This window comes from Mycobacterium sp. 1423905.2, assembly GCF_001673155.1.
Lineage (GTDB): Bacteria > Actinomycetota > Actinomycetes > Mycobacteriales > Mycobacteriaceae > Mycobacterium.
The window spans coordinates 1-20,073 of record NZ_LZLE01000299.1; the positions used below are offsets into that span (position 1 = coordinate 1).

General features: G+C 66.3%; 22 protein-coding genes and 1 pseudogene. 12 read left to right on the top strand and 11 right to left on the bottom strand.

The window, feature by feature from the left end; all coding sequences use genetic code 11:
- On the top strand, positions 1-281 hold a 281-nt coding region (locus A9W95_RS19470), incomplete at its 5' end, for an NAD(P)-dependent oxidoreductase (protein ID WP_305799976.1).
- A 31-nt stretch (positions 282-312) separates the two neighbouring features.
- On the opposite strand, the pseudogene A9W95_RS19475 reads toward A9W95_RS19470, so the two are convergent.
- Positions 313-1,089: pseudogene (locus A9W95_RS19475) on the bottom strand (NAD(P)-dependent oxidoreductase); the annotation flags it as partial.
- 30 nt (positions 1,090-1,119) lie between these two features.
- Here A9W95_RS19475 and A9W95_RS19480 point away from each other — a divergent pair.
- Together A9W95_RS19480 and A9W95_RS19485 are read left to right on the top strand one after the other, a co-directional pair.
- Complete coding sequence (locus A9W95_RS19480; protein WP_067416624.1) at positions 1,120-2,457, top strand: FGGY-family carbohydrate kinase; 1,338 nt, start codon at positions 1,120-1,122, stop codon at positions 2,455-2,457.
- A gap of 47 nt (positions 2,458-2,504) precedes the next feature.
- Positions 2,505-3,170, top strand: a complete 666-nt coding sequence (locus A9W95_RS19485) for a GNAT family N-acetyltransferase (protein ID WP_067416436.1) — start codon at positions 2,505-2,507, stop codon at positions 3,168-3,170.
- A 3-nt stretch (positions 3,171-3,173) separates the two neighbouring features.
- Here the strand turns inward: A9W95_RS19485 and A9W95_RS19490 are convergent, their stop codons facing one another.
- Both A9W95_RS19490 and A9W95_RS19495 read right to left on the bottom strand, forming a co-directional pair.
- Entirely contained in the window at positions 3,174-4,073 is a 900-nt protein-coding gene (locus tag A9W95_RS19490; RefSeq protein ID WP_067416439.1) for a class I SAM-dependent methyltransferase, read from the bottom strand.
- 9 nt (positions 4,074-4,082) lie between these two features.
- A complete protein-coding gene (locus tag A9W95_RS19495; protein ID WP_067416443.1) occupies positions 4,083-5,039 on the bottom strand; it encodes a class I SAM-dependent methyltransferase in 957 nt (318 codons plus the stop codon).
- Between the two features lie 190 nt (positions 5,040-5,229).
- Here A9W95_RS19495 and secY point away from each other — a divergent pair, with 190 nt between their 5' ends.
- From secY to A9W95_RS19525, 6 genes are read left to right on the top strand one after another with little or no spacing between them, the layout of a single operon-like run.
- On the top strand, positions 5,230-6,555 hold the full coding sequence (secY, locus tag A9W95_RS19500) for a preprotein translocase subunit SecY (protein WP_067416627.1): 1,326 nt from the start codon (positions 5,230-5,232) through the stop codon (positions 6,553-6,555).
- Positions 6,552-7,097 (top strand): adenylate kinase, encoded by a 546-nt coding sequence (locus tag A9W95_RS19505; RefSeq protein WP_067416446.1) that lies wholly within the window; start codon positions 6,552-6,554, stop codon positions 7,095-7,097. The genes secY and A9W95_RS19505 overlap by 4 nt, the downstream gene beginning before the upstream one ends.
- 2 nt (positions 7,098-7,099) lie before the next feature.
- Entirely contained in the window at positions 7,100-7,906 is an 807-nt protein-coding gene (gene map, locus A9W95_RS19510) for a type I methionyl aminopeptidase (RefSeq protein WP_067416449.1), read from the top strand.
- 43 nt (positions 7,907-7,949) lie between these two features.
- Positions 7,950-8,498: a sigma-70 family RNA polymerase sigma factor gene (locus tag A9W95_RS19515; RefSeq protein ID WP_082983204.1), complete on the top strand. Its 549-nt coding sequence runs from the start codon at positions 7,950-7,952 to the stop codon at positions 8,496-8,498.
- Positions 8,499-8,552: 54 nt separating this feature from the next.
- Positions 8,553-9,326: a zf-HC2 domain-containing protein gene (locus A9W95_RS19520; RefSeq protein ID WP_067416455.1), complete on the top strand. Its 774-nt coding sequence runs from the start codon at positions 8,553-8,555 to the stop codon at positions 9,324-9,326.
- An 18-nt stretch (positions 9,327-9,344) separates the two neighbouring features.
- Positions 9,345-9,845, top strand: coding sequence for a MarR family transcriptional regulator (locus A9W95_RS19525; RefSeq protein ID WP_067416458.1), 501 nt, complete (start codon positions 9,345-9,347; stop codon positions 9,843-9,845).
- 3 nt (positions 9,846-9,848) lie between these two features.
- Here A9W95_RS19525 and mmsB read toward each other — a convergent pair whose 3' ends face one another.
- The 8 genes from mmsB to A9W95_RS19565 all read right to left on the bottom strand — a co-directional run bounded on the left by mmsB (position 9,849) and on the right by A9W95_RS19565 (position 18,924).
- Positions 9,849-10,733 carry a 3-hydroxyisobutyrate dehydrogenase gene (mmsB, locus tag A9W95_RS19530; RefSeq protein WP_067416461.1) on the bottom strand — a complete coding sequence of 295 codons (885 nt, stop codon included), beginning with the start codon at positions 10,731-10,733 and terminating at the stop codon, positions 9,849-9,851.
- A 10-nt stretch (positions 10,734-10,743) separates the two neighbouring features.
- Positions 10,744-11,913: an acyl-CoA dehydrogenase family protein gene (locus A9W95_RS19535; RefSeq protein ID WP_067416464.1), complete on the bottom strand. Its 1,170-nt coding sequence runs from the start codon at positions 11,911-11,913 to the stop codon at positions 10,744-10,746.
- 7 nt (positions 11,914-11,920) lie between these two features.
- Positions 11,921-13,441 carry a CoA-acylating methylmalonate-semialdehyde dehydrogenase gene (locus A9W95_RS19540; protein ID WP_067416467.1) on the bottom strand — a complete coding sequence of 507 codons (1,521 nt, stop codon included), beginning with the start codon at positions 13,439-13,441 and terminating at the stop codon, positions 11,921-11,923.
- Between the two features lie 120 nt (positions 13,442-13,561).
- Positions 13,562-15,004: a PecA family PE domain-processing aspartic protease gene (locus A9W95_RS19545; protein WP_067416469.1), complete on the bottom strand. Its 1,443-nt coding sequence runs from the start codon at positions 15,002-15,004 to the stop codon at positions 13,562-13,564.
- Positions 15,005-15,559: 555 nt separating this feature from the next.
- The gene (gene rfbC / locus A9W95_RS19550; protein WP_067416472.1) at positions 15,560-16,174 is read right to left on the bottom strand and encodes a dTDP-4-dehydrorhamnose 3,5-epimerase; all 615 of its coding nucleotides are present in this window, start codon (positions 16,172-16,174) and stop codon (positions 15,560-15,562) included.
- 1 nt (position 16,175) lies between these two features.
- Positions 16,176-17,171 carry a dTDP-glucose 4,6-dehydratase gene (gene rfbB / locus A9W95_RS19555; protein ID WP_067416476.1) on the bottom strand — a complete coding sequence of 332 codons (996 nt, stop codon included), beginning with the start codon at positions 17,169-17,171 and terminating at the stop codon, positions 16,176-16,178.
- Between the two features lie 10 nt (positions 17,172-17,181).
- Positions 17,182-18,042, bottom strand: coding sequence for an LLM class F420-dependent oxidoreductase (locus A9W95_RS19560; protein ID WP_067416478.1), 861 nt, complete (start codon positions 18,040-18,042; stop codon positions 17,182-17,184).
- A 30-nt stretch (positions 18,043-18,072) separates the two neighbouring features.
- Positions 18,073-18,924, bottom strand: coding sequence for an LLM class F420-dependent oxidoreductase (locus tag A9W95_RS19565; protein ID WP_067416481.1), 852 nt, complete (start codon positions 18,922-18,924; stop codon positions 18,073-18,075).
- 242 nt (positions 18,925-19,166) lie between these two features.
- On the opposite strand from A9W95_RS19565, the gene infA reads away from it, so the two are divergent.
- The 3 genes from infA to rpsM all read left to right on the top strand — a co-directional run bounded on the left by infA (position 19,167) and on the right by rpsM (position 20,072).
- Positions 19,167-19,388 carry a translation initiation factor IF-1 gene (gene infA, locus A9W95_RS19570; protein WP_003418601.1) on the top strand — a complete coding sequence of 74 codons (222 nt, stop codon included), beginning with the start codon at positions 19,167-19,169 and terminating at the stop codon, positions 19,386-19,388.
- Between the two features lie 32 nt (positions 19,389-19,420).
- Positions 19,421-19,534 carry a 50S ribosomal protein L36 gene (gene rpmJ, locus A9W95_RS26480; RefSeq protein WP_003886927.1) on the top strand — a complete coding sequence of 38 codons (114 nt, stop codon included), beginning with the start codon at positions 19,421-19,423 and terminating at the stop codon, positions 19,532-19,534.
- A gap of 163 nt (positions 19,535-19,697) precedes the next feature.
- Positions 19,698-20,072, top strand: a complete 375-nt coding sequence (gene rpsM / locus A9W95_RS19575) for a 30S ribosomal protein S13 (protein WP_007167900.1) — start codon at positions 19,698-19,700, stop codon at positions 20,070-20,072.
- Position 20,073: the final 1 nt, after the last annotated feature.

Consider the following 20,073-nt stretch of genomic DNA (forward strand, 5'->3'; position numbering starts at 1 on the left):
TCAACACCGCCCGCGCCCAATTGCATGACACCGATGCCCTCGTCGAGGCGCTGCGCGCGGGCAAGGTGGCCGCCGCCGGGTTAGACCACTTCGTCGGGGAGTGGCTGCCCACCGATCACCCGCTGACGGAGATGACCAACGTCGTGCTCACCCCGCACATCGGTGGGGCCACGTGGAACACCGAAGCGCGGCAGGCACAGATGGTCGCCGACGATCTGGACGCGCTGTTGTCCGGCGCCAGGCCCGCCCATATCGTCAATCCGGAGGTGCTGGGCCGATGAAGTATGTCGACGATCCGGAAGTCGCGGTATTGGCGGCGGCCACCTTGCCCGCGCGCAGCGCCTCGACGAGGGCATCGGTGTCATGCAATTGGGCGCGGGCGGTGTTGAGGAAGACCACGCCGTCGCGCATGGCCGCGAACTGCTCGGCGCCGATCATGCCGACCGTGTCGTCGGTGACGGGCGCGTGCAGAGAGACGACGTCGGAGATGGCCAGCAGTTCCTCGAGGCTGTGCTGCGCGTCGTCGTGGTACGGGTCGCAGGCGACGACCCGCAGGCCCAGCCCTTGCAGTCGCCAGGCGGTGGCCCGTCCCACGGCGCCCAAGCCCACCAACCCGGCGGTGAGCCCGGCGATCTCCCAGCCGCGCAACCGCTGGTAGGGCAGCGAGCCGTCGCGGAAGATGTTGCCGCCGCGCACATCCGCGTCCGCGGTCACCAGGTGGCGGGTGGCGGCCAGCAGCAGCGCGATCGTCATCTCGGCGACCGCGTCGGCGTTGCGGGCCGGCGTGTTAAGCACCGGGATACCCGCCGCGGTAGCCGCGGCGACGTCGACGTTGTTCGGGTCCCCGCGGGTGGACGCCACCGCGGTCAAGCCCGCCTCGAACACCGGTCCGCCAACCGAATCAATTTCCACCACAACAATATTCGCCGACTCTGCGGCGATCCGGTCGGCCAGCTGTTCGGCGCTGTAGATGCGCAGCGGCGACTTGTCGATCCACGGGTCGTAGACCACGTCGGCCAACTGCTGCAGTTTGGCGAAGCCGGGTCCTCGCAACGGAGCCGTCACCAGGGCGCGCGGTCGAGACGTCACGAATGCCAATGCTGGCGTACGGTGGCGCCCGTGTCACGCGATGACGTCACAATCGGCATCGACATCGGGACCACCGCGGTCAAAGCGGTAGCCGCCGACCAGGACGGACACGTCACGTCGCGGGTGCGCATTCCGCACGAGTTGCGGGTACCCAGCCCCGACCGGTTGGAGCACGACGCCGACCGGGCGTGGCGCCAGGCTCCGGTGGCGGCGCTCGAACGCCTGGGGCAACCGCACGCCAAGGCCGTCGGCGTCTCGTCGATGGTGCCGTCGTTGACCGCGGTCGACACCGACGGGCGCCCGATCAGCCCGGGACTGCTTTACGGCGACAGCCGCGGCCGAGTGCCCGGCGCCGAACACCAGCCGCTGCCCGCGGTGGGCGAAGCCGCCCAGTTCCTGCGCTGGACGGCGACCGCGGCACCGCAGGCGGCCGGGTACTGGCCGGCGCCCGCGGTGGCCAACCATGCCCTGGCCGGTGAGGCGGTGATCGATTTCGCCACCGCCGTCACGAGCGCGCCGTTGTTCGACGGGAACGGGTGGAACGCGGCGGCGTGCGCCGACTGCGGCGCCACCGTGGCGCAGATGCCGCGGGTGGAGACGTTCGGTGCCGCCGCCGGGCAGGTCCGCGGGAGGGATGCGGTACTGGCGGTCGGGGCCATCGACGCGTTGTGTGAACAGGTCGTGGCCGGCGCCGACCGTGACGGAGACGTGATCGTGCTGTGTGGGGCCACCTTGATCGTGTGGACGACGATCTCGGAGTTCCGGCAGGTCCCCGGCCTGTGGACCATCCCGCATACCGCCGCGGGCAAAAGCCAGATCGGGGGAGCGAGCAACGCTGGTGGGCTGTTCCTCAACTGGGTGGATCGCATTGTCGCACCGGCGGATTCGGAAGGGGCCGACCCGCGCAGGGTGCCGGTGTGGCTGCCCTACATCCGCGGCGAGCGCACGCCGTTTCATGATCCGGACCGTCGCGCCGTGCTCGACGGGCTGGACCTCACGCAGGACGCCGCGTCAGTGCGGCGGGCGGCCTACGAGGCGTCGGGGTTCGTGGTGCGCCAGCTGATCGAACTCAGCGGTGCCCCGGTGGGGCGCATCGTGGCCGCGGGCGGCGGCACCCGGGTACAGCCGTGGATGCAGGCCATCGCCGACGTGACCGGCCGGCCCGTGGAGGTGTCCAGAGTGTCCGAAGGCGCGGCGCTGGGCGCGGCGTTCCTGGCGCGCTTGGCCGTCGGCATGGAGACGTCGATCGCCGATGCCGCGCGCTGGGCTTCGGTGAATCGCGTCGTGCCGCCCCGTCCCGATTGGCTGGGCCCGACCCGGGAGCGCTATCGCCGCTTCCTGGAGCTCAGCGGATCACGATTGGCCTAGCGGACTCAGGAGGCGCGCAGCGGCGCGTGTCGTTCTACCCTTATGCAATGACAGACCACGACCAGACCGCCACCCGTCGAGAGATCGCAGATGCGTTACTTGCCGCGCTGGAACGCCGGCACGAGGTCGCCGACGCGATCGTCGAGGCCAAGAACAAGGCCGCCGCGGTGGAGGCGATCGTGGCGCTGTTGGGCACCTCCCATGCGGCCGCCGAGGCGGTGATGAGCATGTCTTTCGAGCAGCTGACCCAGGACGCGCGGGCGAAGATCCTGGCCGAGCTGGACGACTTGAACAAGCAGCTCAGTTTCACCTCCATCGAGCGCCCGGCGAGCCTGGGGGAGAGTCTGGAGCTGCGCTCCTTCTCGGCCGAACAGGACCGCGACATCTTCGCCGCGCGGACCGCGGACATCGGCTTCGCCGGCGACGGATCCGGGGGCCCGGCCGGCGAGGTGGACGACGAGATCACCGCTGCGCTGCGGCGTCTCGACGACGAAGAGGCGGCGTGGTTCGTCGCCATCGATTCCGGCGAGAAGGTCGGAATGGTCTTCGGTGAGCTGGTCAACGGCGAGGTGGACGTTCGGATCTGGATTCATCCCGAGCACCGCAAGAAGGGGTACGGGACCGCGGCGCTGCGCAAGTCGCGCTCGGAGATGGCCTGGGCGTTCCCCGCGGTGCCGATGGTGGTTCGCGCGCCCGCGGCCAACCCCGCCTAGCGCCTAGCGCAGAGTGGCGGTCACCGCGGTGATGTTGCGCAACTGCGCCATCTCATCCTCGGGGAACTGAATCCCGTACTCGCCGAACAGCTCCCGGCGCGGCCGGGTGGCGACCTGCCATCCTTGACCGGTCAGATAGTCGACGACGTTGTTGCGCTCGCCGTCGAAGAACAGCCCGGACAGGTCGATGTCGCAGCCGAGATTGACCCACCGCTGATTGAACTCCTGGGCCCGCTCACTCATCGTCGCCCCGGAGTCCGGGTGGTACTCGGTGGCCAGCTTGCTGCCGGGAGCGCTGAGCGCGGTGATGTGGTCGAAGAGACGGTCCTGCGCTTCGGGCGGTAGATACATCAGCAGGCCTTCAGCGCTCCAGGCGGTGGGCTTGCTGTCGTCGAATCCGCTGGCCCGCAGAGCCGCTGGCCAGTCGTCGCGCAGATCGACGCTGACGGTTCGCCGTTCGGCCGCAGGCTTGGCGCTCAACGCCGCCATTTCGTTGGTCTTGAACTCGATGACGTCGGGCTGGTCGACCTCATAGACCACGCTGCCATTCGGCCAAGGCAACCGGTAGGCACGGGCATCGAGGCCGGCAGCCAGAATCACCGCTTGCTGGATACCGCCGCGGGCGGCGTCGAGGAAGAACTCGTCGAAGAAGCGGGTGCGCACCGCAATCGAATCGGTTTCCAGGGCCAAATCCCCTTCCGCGCCTTCGGGCGGCGAAATCTCGCCGTCGACCAGTCGGGTGAAGAAGTCCAGACCCACCGACCGGACCAACGGCGCCGCGAACGGATCGTTGATGATCGCGTTGGCCTCCGTGCTGGCCAGCGCACGAGCCGCGGCGACCATCGTGGCCGTCGCCCCCACGCTGGATGCCAGATCCCAGGTGTCTTGGTCAGTGCGTGCCATCGGCGCTCCTTACTCGGGTTGGGGTGCTAATTCCGCCTTCACATAGATCACTTCGCCGAACGGGGCATCGTCGTCGTCGACCGGCGGCAGTCCGTGCTCGGCGAAAAGCTCAGAGCTACTCGCTCTGCCGACCCGCCAACCGTGAGCCGACAGATAAGTGCCCGCATCGGTGCGGTCGTCGAAGTAGACCAGCGCGGCCATGTCCAGATCGAAGCCGTGCCGGTTCCACCGCTCCTTCTGCAACTGCATGCGGCGCCGCAGGTCGTCTTCGTTGAGCTCGTTGATGTCGAGCAGCCCTTCGGTGGCAAAGCGGCTCCCGGGGACGCTGTGCGCAGTGATCTGGTCGAGCAGCCGGTCTTGGGCCTCGGCCGGCAGGTACCCCAGCAGTCCCTCGGCAATCCAGGCCGTCGGCTGCGACGGGTCGAACCCGGCTTGGCGTAGCGCCGCCGGCCAGTCATCGCGCAGATCGGCCGCCACCGCGTGCCGGTCCGCCGTCGGCTCGGCGCCCAACTCCGCCAGGGTGCGGGTCTTGAATTCGATCACCTGCGGCTGGTCGACCTCGAACACCTTGGTGCCCACGGGCCACGCCAACCGATAGGCCCTGGAATCCAGGCCCGCCGCCAAGATGACCGCCTGTCGGATGCCGGCGCCGGTCGCGTCGGCGAAGAAGTCGTCGAAGAAGCGAGTGCGCACGGCCATCGCGTCGGCGAAGTGCCGCACCCCCTTGGCCGAATCCTCCTCGAGCTCCGCCTCGTTCAACTCGCCGCTGGCCATCCGGGTGAAGAAGTCGACACCCACCGCGCGGACCAGAGGTTCGGCGAAGCGGTCGGTCGCCACCGCGGCGGCCCCGTGCGAGTCGCGAGCGGCCACGGCGCGCGCCGCGGCCACCATGGTCGCCGTCAGCCCGACACTGGACGCCAAGTCCCACGTGTCGCCCTCAAACCGCGCGCTGCCGAGCTGGGTCATTCATCGCTCCCCGGGTAAGTCCGTTATTTAGCAAATGTAAAGAGCTAACCACGACTGTACGCGCCCGAGGCAGGGCCAGAGCAGACCAGCTGTTAGTCTCGTACACGGTTTGACGCGCGACGCCGTACGTCCTGGCCTGCGAGTGTTGGGCGCGTAATGCAGGATGACCCCCGCTGCGCAGGAGGAAGTAGTGCTTTCGGCTTTCATCTCATCGCTGCGAACAGTCGATTTGAGACGGAAGATCCTCTTCACGCTGGGCATTGTTGTCCTATACCGCGTGGGAGCCGCATTGCCGTCGCCCGGCGTGAACTTCCCCAATGTGCAGCAGTGCATCAAGGAAGCCAGCGGCGGCGAGGCAGGGCAGATCTATTCGCTGATCAACTTGTTCTCCGGCGGTGCGTTGCTCAAATTGACGGTCTTCGCGGTAGGAGTCATGCCCTACATCACCGCGAGCATCATCGTGCAGCTGCTCACCGTGGTGATCCCGCGGTTCGAAGAGCTGCGCAAGGAGGGCCAGTCGGGTCAGGCCAAGATGACGCAGTACACCCGCTACCTGGCTATCGCGCTGGCGATCCTGCAGGCGACCAGCATCGTGGCGCTGGCGGCCAATGGCGGGTTGTTGCAGGGCTGCTCGCTAGAGATCATCGCCGACCAGAGCATTTTCACGCTGGTGGTCATCGTGATGGTGATGACCGGTGGCGCGGCGCTGGTGATGTGGATGGGCGAGCTGATCACCGAGCGCGGCATCGGCAACGGCATGTCGTTGCTGATCTTCGTCGGCATTGCCGCGCGCATACCGGCCGAAGGCAACGAGATTTTGCAGAGCCGCGGCGGCCTGATTCTGGCGGCCGTGTGCGCGGCCGCGCTGCTCATCATCGTCGGCGTGGTGTTCGTCGAGCAGGGCCAGCGCCGTATCCCCGTGCAATACGCCAAGCGCATGGTGGGCCGGCGGATGTATGGCGGGACGTCGACTTACCTGCCGCTGAAGGTGAATCAGGCCGGTGTTATCCCGGTCATCTTCGCGTCCTCGCTGATCTACATTCCGCATTTGATCACGCAATTGGTGCGCAGCGGCAGCGGCGGTGTGGGGCACAGCTGGTGGGACAAATTCGTGGGCAGTTACTTGTCCGACCCCAGCAGCCCGGTCTACATCAGCATCTATTTCGGTCTGATCATTTTCTTCACTTACTTCTACGTCTCGATCACCTTCAATCCCGACGAGCGTGCCGATGAGATGAAGAAGTTCGGCGGTTTCATTCCCGGTATTCGACCGGGCCGGCCGACCGCCGATTACCTGCGCTTTGTGCTGAGCCGGATTACCCTGCCTGGCTCGATCTACCTGGGCGTGATCTCGGTGTTGCCGAACTTGTTCTTGCAGATCGGCAATGGCGGCGCGGTGCAGAATTTGCCCTTCGGGGGTACCGCGGTTTTGATCATGATTGGCGTCGGGTTGGATACGGTCAAGCAGATCGAGAGTCAGCTCATGCAGCGCAACTACGAAGGATTCCTCAAGTGAGAGTGGTTTTGCTGGGACCGCCCGGGGCGGGTAAGGGAACGCAGGCGCAGAAGCTGGCCGAGAAACTCGGGATTCCACAGATCTCCACTGGCGAACTGTTTCGCCGCAATATCGAAGAAGGCACCAAACTCGGTAAAGAGGCCAAGCGCTACCTGGACGCCGGTGATCTGGTGCCCTCGGAGCTGACCAACGAATTGGTCGACCAGCGGCTCAACGAACCCGACGCCGCCAAAGGATTCATTCTCGACGGCTATCCCCGCTCGTTGGAGCAGGCCAAGGCGCTGCACGACATGCTCGGGCGCCGGGGCACAGACATCGACGCGGTAGTGGAATTCCGGGTGTCCGAGGAGGAGTTGCTAGAACGGCTCAAGGGCCGCGGGCGCGCCGACGACACCGAAGAGATTATCCACAACCGGATGAAGGTTTACCGCGACGAAACCGCGCCGCTGCTGGAGTACTACAGCTCCGAGTTGAAGACCGTCGACGCCGTGGGCTCGATGGATGAGGTGTTCGCCCGCGCGTTGCAGGCGCTGGGTAAGTAAACATGCGCCCGCTGGCGCGGCTGCGCAGTCGCAAAGTCGTGCCGCAGCGCACTCCGGATGAACTCGACGCCATGGCGGCAGCCGGTGCGGTGGTCGCCGATGCGTTGGCGGCAGTGCGGGCGGCCGCCGTCGCAGGAGCGTCCACGCTGAGCCTGGACCAGATCGCCGAGTCGGTGATCCGGGAAGCCGGCGCCATCCCGTCGTTCCTCGGTTATCACGGCTATCCGGCGTCGATCTGCTCGTCGGTCAACGACCGAGTGGTGCACGGCATCCCGTCGGCCGCCGAAGTGTTAACGGTTGGCGACCTGGTCTCAATCGACTGCGGCGCCGTGCTGGACGGCTGGCATGGCGATGCCGCGGTCACCTTCGGGGTAGGGACGCTCAGCCCGGCCGACGACGCGCTGTCGGCGGCGACCAGGGATTCGCTGGAGGCCGGGATCGCCGCGATGGTGGTCGGCAATCGGCTGACCGACGTGGCGCATGCCATCGAACTGGGCACCCGCACGGCCGAAGAGCGGTACGGCCGCGCGTTCGGAATCGTCGAGGGTTACGGCGGCCACGGAATCGGCCGGCAGATGCACATGGACCCGTTCCTGCCCAACGAGGGCGCCCCGGGCCGGGGTCCGCTGCTGGCGCCGGGTTCGGTGCTGGCCATCGAGCCGATGCTGACCCTGGGCAGTGGCAAGACGTCCGTTCTGGATGACAAGTGGACGGTCACCACCGTCGACGGCTCACGTGCGGCACACTGGGAGCACACCGTGGCCGTGACAGAGAGCGGGCCTCGCATCCTCACTGTCGCGGCGCGCTGAACCAAACGGCTGTTCGCCTCGTGTCCGTTGCGGAGGTGATCGAGTGGCTCGTGCGGCCGGGACGTGGAAAACATCTGGGGCTGCTGCCGAAGCCGCTCTGATGAAGGCGCTCTACGACGAGCACGCCGCGGTGCTGTGGCGCTACGCGTTGCGACTGACCGGGGACGCCAGCCACGCCGAGGATGTCGTGCAAGAGACGCTGTTGCGGGCCTGGCAGCACCCGGAAGTGATCGGCGACACGGAACGATCGGCGCGGGCATGGCTGTTCACCGTGGCCCGCAACATGATCATCGACGACCGGCGCAGCGCCCGATACCGCAATGTCGTCGGATCCACCGATGAGGCAGGGGCGCCGGAGCAGTCGACGCCCGACGAAGTGAACAGCGCATTGGATCGGCTGCTGATCGCCGACGCGCTGGTCCAGCTGTCCGCCGAACACCGCGCGGTGATCGAGCGGTCGTACTACCGCGGCTGGACCACCGCGCAGATTGCTACCGACCTGGGAATCGCAGAAGGGACCGTGAAGTCGCGCCTACACTATGCGGTGCGGGCTTTGCGGCTCACTCTGCAGGAACTCGGAGTAACTCGATGACAGCGCAGCCCATCCAGCTGTCCATCGGCTCCGAATGCTTGAGGGTGACAGGAGATGAATGACATGAGGATGCCGCTAGGAGGACTTGGCCCGCCCGGCGACTACCCCCTGCACAAAGAGGTGTGCGACGTGTCCACCAGTGATCACGACTCCTACGGGATGTGGGACGCCGCCTATGTGTTGGGGTCATTGTCGACCGCGGAGCGGCGCGAGTTTGAGACACACATGGCCGGCTGTCGGCACTGCCGAGAGGCGGTGGCCGAGCTCAGCGGGGTACCGGCCTTGCTGTCGCGGCTGGACGCCGGAGACGTTGCTGCCATCAACGACTCCAGTGGCACGGCCCGGGCGTCGGAGCCTTCGCCGCAGTTGTTGCCGTCGCTGTTGGCCACGGTGCGCTGGCGACGTCGGCGCACCCGCTTGACGACTTGGGTCGCCTCCTCGGCGGCAGCGGTGGTGTTGGGGATCGGTGTGCTGGTCGGGGTGTACGGCCATCACGCCACCCCGCCACCGGTGACCGTGTCGGCGCAGCCGATGGCACAAGTCGGGACCAAGCACCTGACGTCGACGGTTTCGGTGAGCAGCCACCAGTGGGGGACGTTCATCAACCTGCAGTGCTTCTGCCTGTCGCCGCCGAGCGCCCAGCACGACACGCTGGCCATGGTGGTGGTGGGTCGCGACGGCAGCCAGACCCGGCTGGCGACCTGGGTCGCCGAGCCGGGCCACACCGCGACACCGGCGGGAAGCATCTCGACGCCCATGGACCAAATCGCGTCGGTGCAAGTGGTTTCCGCCGACAGCGGCCAGATCCTGCTGGAACATTCCCTGTAACAGCTGGTAAGAAGGGGCGTGGCCGGCTCCGGGAAACGTGACCCCATCGCCGTGGCACGTGCGAATTGGGAGCGCGCCGGCTGGGGCGAGGTATCCCAAGGCATGGTCGCGGTGACGTCGGTGATGCGCGCGCATCAGATCCTGCTGGCCCGGGTCGAAGCGGCGCTGCGTCCCTACGACCTGAGCTTTTCGCGCTATGAACTGTTGCGGCTGTTGGCATTCAGCCGCACCGGCGCGTTGCCGATCACCAAGGCTTCCGACCGGTTGCAAGTTCACGTCACCAGCGTCACCCACGCGATCCGGCGCCTGGAAGCCGACGGGTTGGTGCAGCGGGTGCCGCACCCGACAGACGGTCGAACCACGCTGGTGCAGATCACCGAGTTGGGCCGCTCCACGGTCGAGGACGCGACCGTCACGCTCAACGAGCAGGTGTTCGCCGACATCGGCATGGCCGATGGCGAGGCGCAGGCGCTGGTGACGTCGATCGAGACGTTGCGCCGTAACGCCGGCGATTTCTGAACGTCAGCCCTTGCGGAGCATCTCGATGACCGCGCTGAAATCCTGGTCGGCGTGGGAGGCGTCGGACGCAATGAACTCAGCGTAGATCTCCGCGGCGTGGCTGCCCAGCGGCGCGGCCGACCCCGTCGAGGCCACCGCGTCCATGGCCAGGCCGAGGTCCTTGTTCATCAGCGCGGTGGCGAATCCGGGCTTGAAATCATTGTTGGCCGGTGAGGTCGGTACCGGCCCGGGAACGGGGCAGTTGGTGTGTACCGCCCAGCAATTGCCGGTGGCGCCGGTGATGACGTCGAACAGGCTTTGCGCCGACAGCCCCAGCTTCTCGGCCAGGACGAACGCCTCGCCGATGGCAATCTGCTGCACGGCGAGCACCATGTTGTTGCACACCTTGGCGGCCTGTCCGGCGCCGGCCGCGCCGCAATGAATGATCTTGCCCGCCATGGGTTCCAGTACCGGACGTGCCCGCTGTAACGCCGATTCGTCACCGCCCACCATGAAGGCCAGCGAACCCGCCGCAGCACCCTTGACCCCACCGGAAACCGGTGCGTCGAGTTGTTGCATGCCCGCCGCTTCGGCCAGGGCGTGCACCTCGCGGGCGTCGTGGACCGAGATCGTCGAGCTGTCGATGAACAGCGCACCGGCGCGCGCGGCCGGCAGCACCTCGTGGTAACAGCGCTTGACCACCTCGCCGTTGGGCAACATGGTGATGACCACGTCGGCCTCGGCCACCGCTGCGGCGGCGCTGTCGTACACCGTCGCACCGTGGTCGGCCGCAGCCGCGGCCGCCGCCGGCATGGGATCGAAACCGCGCACGACATGGCCCGCGCCAATGAGATTCGCCGACATCGGCGCACCCATATTGCCCAAGCCCAGAAACGCAATCGCTGTCATGGCTGCCCTTCTACGCGCTGGCGCGGAACCGCGCAGCCTCGGCCCGGCCGATGACCACCCGCATGATCTCGTTGGTCCCTTCCAGGATCCGATGCACCCGCAGGTCGCGCACTATCTTTTCCAGACCATACTCGCGCAGATACCCGTAACCGCCGTGCAACTGCAGCGCCTGGTCGGCGATGTCGAAGCAGGTGTCGGTGACATAGCGCTTGGCCATGGCGCACAACTCGACCTTGTCGGGCGCGTCTTCGTCGAGCGCGTTCGCCGCGCGCCACAACATCATTCGCGATGTCTCCAGGCCGGTGGCCATGTCGGCCAGGGTGAACCGGATGGTCGGCTCGTCGAGCAGCGTGGCGCCGAACGCCTGGCGCTCACGTACATAGGCGCCCGCTTTGCTGAACGCGGACTGCGCACCGCCCAATGAGCAGGCCGCGATGTTGAGCCGGCCACTGTTGAGGCCGTTCATCGCGATGCCGAAACCGGCGCCTTCTCCCTCGGCGCCACCCAACATGGCGTCGGCGGGCACTCGTACGCCTTCGAAGATGACCTGCGCGGTCGGTTGCGCGTGCCAGCCCATCTTCTGTTCGGGCGGACCGAAACTTAATCCGGGGCTGCCCTTTTCGACGACGAAGGTCGAAATACCGCGTGGCCCAGGCTGTTCGGTCCCACCGGTGCGAGCCATCACGACATAGACGTCGGAGGCGCCGGCGCCGGAGATGAACTGCTTGACCCCGTCCAACACGTAATCCGAACCCTCGCGCACGGCCCGGGTGGTCAGCGCGGCCGCGTCGGACCCGGCGCCGGGTTCGGTCAGGCAGTAGCTGGCGATGGCATCCATCGTCGCCAGCCGAGGGACCCAGATCTTGCGCTGTTCGGCGGTGCCGTAGCTGTCGATCATCCAGGCGCACATGTTGTGGATGGACAGGAAGGCCGCGGTCGTTGGGTCGGCGATGGCCAGCTGCTCGAAGATGCGAACGCCGTCGAGGCGGCGTAACCCGCTGCCGCCGACGTCGTCGCGGCAGTAGATGGCGGCCATCCCGAGTTCGGCGGCCTCACGCAGCACGTCGGTCGGAAAGTGCTTGGCAGCGTCCCAGTCCAGGGCATGCGGGGCGAGGCGTTTTTCGGCGAAGGCGGCCGCCGTCTCGGTGATGACGCGTTCTTCGTCGTTGAGGGTGAACATGGTTGCTCTAATTCATCGTGGGAATGACGAACTCGGCGCCGTCTTTGATGCCGGACGGCCACCGCGAGGTCACCGTCTTGACCTTGGTGTAGAACTGGATCGACGTCGGGCCGTGCTGGTTGAGGTCGCCGAAGCCGGACCGCTTCCAGCCGCCGAAGGTGTGGTAGGCCACCGGCACCGGGATCGGCACGTTGACGCCCACCATGCCGACCTGGACGCGGGACACGAAGTCGCGGGCGGTGTCGCCGTCGCGGGTGAACACCGCGACGCCGTTGCCATATTCGTGTTCTGAGGGCAGCCGCAACGCTTCTTCGTAATCGTGGGCCCGGACGATGCACAGAACTGGACCGAAGATCTCGTCGGTGTAGATCGACATGTCCGGGGTGACGTGGTCGAACAGGGTGGGGCCGATGAAGAACCCGCCTTCGAGGTTGGCGTCACCAAAGGTCAGGTCGTCGCTGGCCCGTTCGCGGCCGTCGATGACGATCTCGGCGCCGGCGTCCACGCCCTGAGCGATGTAGTCGCGCACCCGGTGCAGTGCGGCCTCGGTGACCAGGGGGCCGTAGTCGGCCTTGGGGTCCAGGCTGTGGCCGACTCGCAGGTTGTTGATCCGCTCGATCAGCCTGGCGCGCAACCGTTCTGCGGTTTGTTCGCCGACCGGGACGGCGACGCTGATCGCCATGCAGCGTTCGCCGGCGCTGCCGTAGCCGGCGCCGATCAGCGCGTCGACGGCCTGGTCGAGGTCGGCGTCGGGCATGACGATCATGTGGTTCTTGGCGCCGCCGAAGCATTGTGACCGCTTGCCGTTGGCCGCCGCGCCCGCATAGATGTACTGCGCGATGTCCGAGCTGCCGACGAAACCGACCGCCTGGATGTCGGGGTGGTTGAGGATGGCGTCGACGGCTTCCTTGTCGCCATGCACGACCTGGAACACGCCCGCCGGCAGGCCCGCCTCGGTGAACAGCTCAGCCAGGCGCACCGGCACCGACGGGTCGCGTTCACTCGGCTTGAGGATGAAGGCGTTTCCGCAGGCCAGCGCGGGACCGGCTTTCCACAGCGGGATCATGGCCGGGAAGTTGAACGGGGTGATGCCGGCGACCACGCCCAGGGGCTGCCGCAGCGAATACACGTCGATGCCGGGTCCGGCACCTTCGGTGTACTCGCCCTTGAGCAGGTGCGGGATGCCCATGCAGAACTCGATCACCTCGATGCCGCGTTGGATGTCGCCGCGGGCGTCGGCCAGCGTCTTGCCGTGCTCGAGGGACAGCAGCTCGGCGAGCTCGTCCATGTTGGCGTTGACGAGCTCGACGAACTTCATCAAGACCCGGGCGCGGCGTTGCGGATTCCAGGCGGCCCAGCCCTTTTGGGCCTCGGCCGCGGATGCCACGGCGGCGTCGATGTCGGCTGCCGACGCCATCGCCACCGTCGCCTGCACCTCACCGGTGCTGGGGTTGAAGACGTCGGCGGTGCGGGTGGACTGACCGTCGGTGCGCTGGCCGTCGATGAAGTGCGGGATTGATGCAGTCATGGTGATCCCAAAGAAACTAGGAGGGGAGTGTCGAGGCGATACTTGGATATCCTAGTAACCAGGGTTCGGCGTGGCAAGCGAGGTGGGTCGCGACGTGCGGTCGGGGACTTGGGCGCGGTTTCAGAAATCGAAAATCGTTGTTCCAGAACCGGTCGGACTGTAGGACAGGTAGATCGGACCTTCCAGGAACGGGGTGATTCCGCTGTTGAACACGCCGCCCAGCCAATAGGGCACCACGCTGGTTTGTTGCGCTCCGACCGTCGTGGTGTAAAGCAATGTCCCGTTGGGCGTGTAGACCGAAACGGTGGTGCCCGCCGGCAGGTAGCCGCCGACATTGGGCGGGTTGAGGATGTCGGGGATGGATCCGAAGAGGCCGCCGGAATCGATGAAGGCGCCGCTCGTCTGCTGCATGGGACCGTTGTTGATCTGGATGTTCAGTGTGGTGACCGGCGATCCGGTGACTGAGGCGTAGGCGGGCAATGGGTTCGGGCCGAATTGCATGACGTGGCCCGGCGCGTTGATGAGAACACCCTGACCGAAGGCACCCGGCAACGCGGTCACCGGACTGGTGCCCAGCGGCCCGTACGCGTTGGCTCCGATGCCCAGAATCGCAGGCGCCTGGGAAGCCGGATACGAGAAGAAGCCGTTCTGGACGACGGAGGTGACCACGGCAACGGTGGTGGGGGCGGTCACGACACCATTGCCGAAATTGACCGTCGACGTATAGGTGTTGTAGTACTCCGTCAGATAATTGCCGAACTGACCGTAGGTGACATTGCCGGTGCCGGTGACCGGCCCGAGGGTGGCGAAATCGACGGCCTGAGGCGGCAGGATGAGCCCCCGGGATCCGGTGTCGACGATGACCGAGGAAATCGGCCCGCCGCCCACCGAGAGATTCACGAGCAGGCGTGTGCCGTCGAAGTTCAACGGGACGGTGGCCAGGCCGGGGGCGCCGGTGGCCCCGGCGCTACCCCATAACAGCCCGGCTGGGCCGCCGGCGCCGCCCAGTGCGACAGGACCACCGGTCCCGCCGTTTCCGCCGTTGCCGAAGAGGAGACCGGCGGGACCACCGGCGCCGCCCGGTGCCCCCACCGCGGTGCTGTTGCCGCCGTTGCCGCCGTTGCCCCACAGCAGACCCGCCGGCCCGCCGGGCGTCCCCACTCCTTGGGCGTTGGTTATGCCGTTGGCCCCGTCGCCGATCAGAGGGCGCCCCAACAACGTGGTGGTGGGCGCATTGATCAAGGCCAGAAAATTCTGCTGCAAGGTCTGCAGCGGATCGACGCTGGCGGCCTCGGCGGCGGCGTAGGCACCCGCCGCCGAATTGAGACTCTGCACGAACTGGGTATGGAACGCCGCGGCTTGCGCGCTGAGCGCCTGATACGCCGACCCATGTGCGGAGAACAGTTCGGCAATGGCCGTCGACACCTCGTCGGCAGCCATCGGCAGCAGCGCCGCCGTTTGCGCCGACGCCGCGGCGTGCGCGGCTTCGATGCTCGATTCCAAACCCGCCAACGCGCCTGCGGCTTCCGCCATGACGTCCGGCACCGCCAACACGAACGACATCCCCACCTCCAGCGTTCACCAAAGAGCGAAGGTCGCGGCCCGAGCGGCGACAATGCGGATGCTAGCGGTATCTAATTGCACCCGAGTCAAATTCGAAGGTTTGCCTCTAAGTTTCGGTGCCGCACGCGCTTTCATCGGCTGCGCCGATCCCGGAATGGAATCGAAATGCGTTGAGCGGGAACATAATCGCGAGCCGCCTTCGGTCGTCTGGTGATCGTTCGCCCCGGCGAATACCGGAAGTCTGTCTATTCCAGTGAGTTTCGTTCCAGAAGTTTGGGGTGCGATCGGAAATTAGGTAGCCCCCTTCGATGCGGGGCGACGCCGCGTCAAGAAGTCGGCGGCGCCGGCCTATGACGGGGAAGGGGAATGAAATGTTGGCGGGCGTTCGGTCGGACGGCGTATTGAAGAAGATCGTCCCTACGCCGATGGGTGTGTAGGAGAAGTAGATGGGGAGTTTGTCGCTGCGTCCGTCGCCATTTCCCGCAGCCAGATTTCGCGACTCGGTCGACGAAACTCTTGCCGTCGGATTCGAGCGGCGGGACGTTGCTGTGGGCGTTACTTGTCGGAGGAGCGCAGACTGGCCGCGAAGCTTTGTGCTTCCTCCCAGGTGGGCAACAGGCCCGACGCGCGCACTTCGTCGAAGCCAGGCGCTACCGCGTCGCGGTCGGACAGGCTGGGCTCGGCACCGTCGACCAGCGGCCACTTGATTCCCAGCGCCGGGTCGGTGGCGCGGATGGTGTGCTCCCGCTGCGGGTTGTACTCCGCCGAGCACAGGTACATCACCGTCGAATTGTCTTGCAAGGCAAGGAAACCGTGACCGAGGCCCTCGGAGAGGTAAATGGTCCGCCGATCTTGGTCGTCAAGCAGGACCGAGTCCCACTGGCCGAAAGTCGGTGAACCGACCCGGATGTCGACGACGACGTCGAACACCGCACCGGCCACGCAGGTCACATACTTGGCCTGACTCGGCGGCAGTTGAGCGAAATGGATGCCGCGCAGCACACCGGCTGCCGACACCGAGCAGTTGGCTTGCCGGACGTCGAGATGATGTCCGGCGAACGCGGTGAATCCGCGATCGGTGAGCCATTCGAAGAACAGTCCGCGGGCGTCGCCGTGGATGGTGGGGGTGATCTCCCAGGCGCCGGGGACCTTGAGTTCACGTACCTTCATGTCACTGGCCGCGCTTCTCGTAGCGCGCCTCGGCGGCGTCCTTGAGGGGTCGCCACCAGTCCTCGTTGTCGCGATACCAGTCAATGGTGCTGCGCAGACCTTCTTCGAAGTCGGTATGCTTTGGCGCCCAACTCAATTCGTTGTAGAGCGTGGACGGGTCGATGGCGTAGCGCAGGTCGTGCCCGACCCGGTCGGTGACGTGGTCGAAGTCGTCGGCGTCGCGGCCCATCAATTGCAGCACCGTGCGTAGCACGGTCAGGTTGTCGCGCTCACCCTCGGAGCTGATCAGGTAGGTACGACCGATTTGGCCTTGCTCGAGGATGCGCCGGACCGCGCTGTTGTGGTCTTCGACGTGGATCCAGTCGCGCACGTTGTGCCCGCTGCCGTAGAGCTTGGGCCGGCGGCCGGTGAGCACGTTGGTGATCTGGCGCGGGATGAACTTTTCCACGTGCTGGTAAGGCCCGTAGTTGTTGGAGCAGTTGGACAGCGTCGCGCGTACGCCGTAGGACCGCACCCACGCCCGCACCAGCATGTCGCCGCCGGCCTTGGTCGCCGAGTACGGACTCGACGGGTTGTAGGGGGTGGCTTCGGTGAACCGTTGCGGGTCGTCGAGCTCCAGGTCGCCGTAGACCTCGTCGGTGGAGATGTGGTGCAGCCGCACGCCGTGGCGGCGGACCGCTTCCAGGATGGTGAAGGTCCCGATCACGTTGGTGTGCAGGAACGGCTCGGGGTTGTCCAGTGCATTGTCGACGTGTGACTCGGCCGCGAAGTGGACCACCGCGTCCGACTCGGCCACCAGTTGGGACACCAGCTCGGCGTCGGTGATGTCGCCCTCGACGAGTCGGATGTCGTCGGCTACGTCGGCCAACGACTCCCGCCTGCTGGCGTAGGTCAAGGCGTCGATGACGGTGACTTGGTCGTCGGGGTAGTCGCGCACCGTGCTGTGCACGAAGTTGGCGCCGATGAATCCCGCCCCACCGGTGACTAGCAGCCGCATGGGTCAAACCCTAACGGCTCAGCCCCAGCGGTCCGGCCAGTTCGGTTAGTACGGGCAGCAGCTTCTCCGCCTTGAAGGCGCCCAGCACTTGGATGGCGACATGGTCGGCACCCGCTTCCACGTGCTCGTTGAGACGCTGGGCAATGGTCTCCGGACTGCCGTAGGCGACCAGCGCGTCGATCAGCTTGTCGCTGCCGGGCTTGCGCACATCGTCGGGGGTGAAGCCGAGCCGCAACCAGTTGTTCACGTAGTTGCTCAGCCCCAGATAGAAGTCGACGAACTTGCGGCCGGTCGCGCGGGCTTCGTCGCGATCGGTGGTCAGCACCACCTTGTGTTCGGGCGCCAAGAACACCGAGTTGCCCAGAAGTTCGCGGGCCTTGGCCGTGTGCTCGGGGGTCGTCAGATAGGGATGGGCACCGGCCGCGCGTTCGGCTGAAAGCCGCAGCACCTTGGGCCCGAGCGCGGCGAGTACCCGACGGCTGGTGGGCACCCGGGCAGCGTCGAGCTCATCGAGATAACCCACCAAAGCGTCATACGGTTTGGCGTATTCCTGCGTGGCCTCGGGGTGGCCGACTCCCACGCCGAGCAAGAACCGTCCCGGATGCGCGCTTTCGATGCGCTGGTAGGACTCGGCGACCGCACCGGCAGGCGCCGACCACACATTGACAATGCCGGTCGCCAGCTGCAGTGAGGTGGTGTCTTCCAGGGCGGGTTCCACCCATGACAGATCCGCATCCGGCGACCCGCCTATCCACGCGGCGCCGTAGCCGGCCCCTTCGATCTCACCGGCCAACTCGGGGGTAATGCTGCGGGTACCCAGCCAGACGCCGAAGCGGCCCAGGTCGGGTTTGAGTGATGCGGCTTCGGTCATCGGTCCCCCTTGTTTGAGTTCGGTGGCGGCTCAGGACTGGTTCAGTCCGAGCGGGCCCGCCAGTTCGGCCAGGGCAGGTACCAGGTTTTCACTCCTGGTCAAGACTTGCACGGGCACGTGGTCGGCTCCGGCGTCCAAGTGCTCACGCAGGCGCGCGGCGATGGCGTCGGTGGTGCCGTAGGCGATGACTGAGTCGACCAGCCGGTCGCTGCCGGGGCGGACCACCTCATCCTCGCCGTAGCCGAGTCGCTTCCAGTTGTTGCGGTAGTTCGCCAGATTGAAGTAGACGTCGAGCGCTTTGCGGCCCACGGTCCGCGCCTTCTGCGCGTCCGTGGTCAGCACCACTTTGTGTTCCGGTGCCAGGAACGCCGACGGTCCGATCAGCTCGCGGGCCTGCGCGGTGTGTTCCGGGGTGGTCAGGTAGGGGTGGGCGCCCGCGCTGCGCTGCGCCGAGAGCTGCAACACCCGCGGGCCCAACGCGGCCACCACGCGCCGGTTGGCGGGCACACCGTGGTCGTCGAGCTGGTCGAGGTATTGCACCAGCGCGTCATAGGGCTTGCGGTACTCGCTGTGCGCCTCGGGATGCCCGACGCCGATGCCCAGCAGGAAGCGGTTGGGGTAGGCCTGGTCGATGCGGTGAAAGGACTCGGCGACCGGCTTGGCGGGCGCCGTCCAGATATTGACGATGCCGGTGGCTACCTGCAACGTCGTCGTCGCCGCCAGGATCGGCTCGACCCAGGCGAGTTCAGCCGGTGGCGAACCGCCGACCCACACCGCCCCGTAACCCAGGGCCTCGATCTCCTGAGCTTGCTGGGGCGTCACACCCATTCCGAACGACCCGAACCGGCCCAGATTTGGCTTACTAGCAGCAGCATCGGTCATGGTTGCTCTAACCCACCAGCTCAGGCGCGGTATTCCGGCCGGCTTCGTTTTGCGTGCAGAGTGACCAAGCGAGTATTGTGGGACGACGGCGCGGCGTCCGTGCCGGCTTCTGGCGTGCCCAGTCCTGAAATTCTCCGAGGTTCTCGCGGAATTTCCATCACCGGCCCACGTTGAGTAGTCGTAGTACGTGCTGCGCCGAACCGGGTGCACCGACGAGCATAGAGAAGGATCGCCACAACGTAATGGCCAAGAAGGACGGTGCCATAGAGGTCGAGGGTCGCGTGGTCGAACCTCTGCCCAATGCCATGTTTCGCATTGAGCTGGAGAACGGTCACAAGGTGCTCGCCCACATCAGCGGCAAGATGCGGCAGCACTACATCCGCATCCTGCCTGAGGACCGGGTGGTAGTGGAGTTGTCGCCCTACGACTTGTCGCGGGGCCGCATTGTCTACCGGTACAAGTAAGAACACGAACGAGAACAGGACCAAGAACAGCCGTGAAGGTGAACCCAAGCGTCAAGCCGATCTGTGACAAGTGCAGGGTGATCCGTCGGCATGGGCGGGTCATGGTGATCTGCCAGGATCCTCGCCACAAGCAGCGCCAGGGCTAGCTGTCCGGCCGCAAGCGCGGCGCGCTGACAACTGAATGCAGACCTCCCAGCACCAATGAACGGATAGGCCGTTCATCCACGCCCGGACGGAGGCCGGGCCCTCGCCCCAGGCGAGGAACGGACTGGGAAAAGACCTCCGCTTGAGAAAGAGGAAACGCCACCTATGGCTCGACTAGTAGGCGTCGATCTGCCGCGCGACAAGCGGATGGAGATCGCGCTGACCTACATCTTCGGCGTCGGCCGGACCCGCTCGAACGAGATTCTGGCGGCCACCGGCATCGACAAGGACCTGCGTACCAGGGACCTGACCGATGACCAACTCACTCATCTGCGCGACTACATCGAAGCCAACCTGAAGGTGGAGGGTGACCTGCGCCGCGAGGTACAGGCCGACATCCGTCGCAAGATCGAAATCGGCTGCTACCAGGGTCTGCGGCACCGTCGCGGCCTGCCGGTGCGCGGCCAACGGACCAAGACCAATGCGCGTACCCGCAAGGGTCCCAAGCGCACCATCGCGGGCAAGAAGAAGGCCAGGTAAC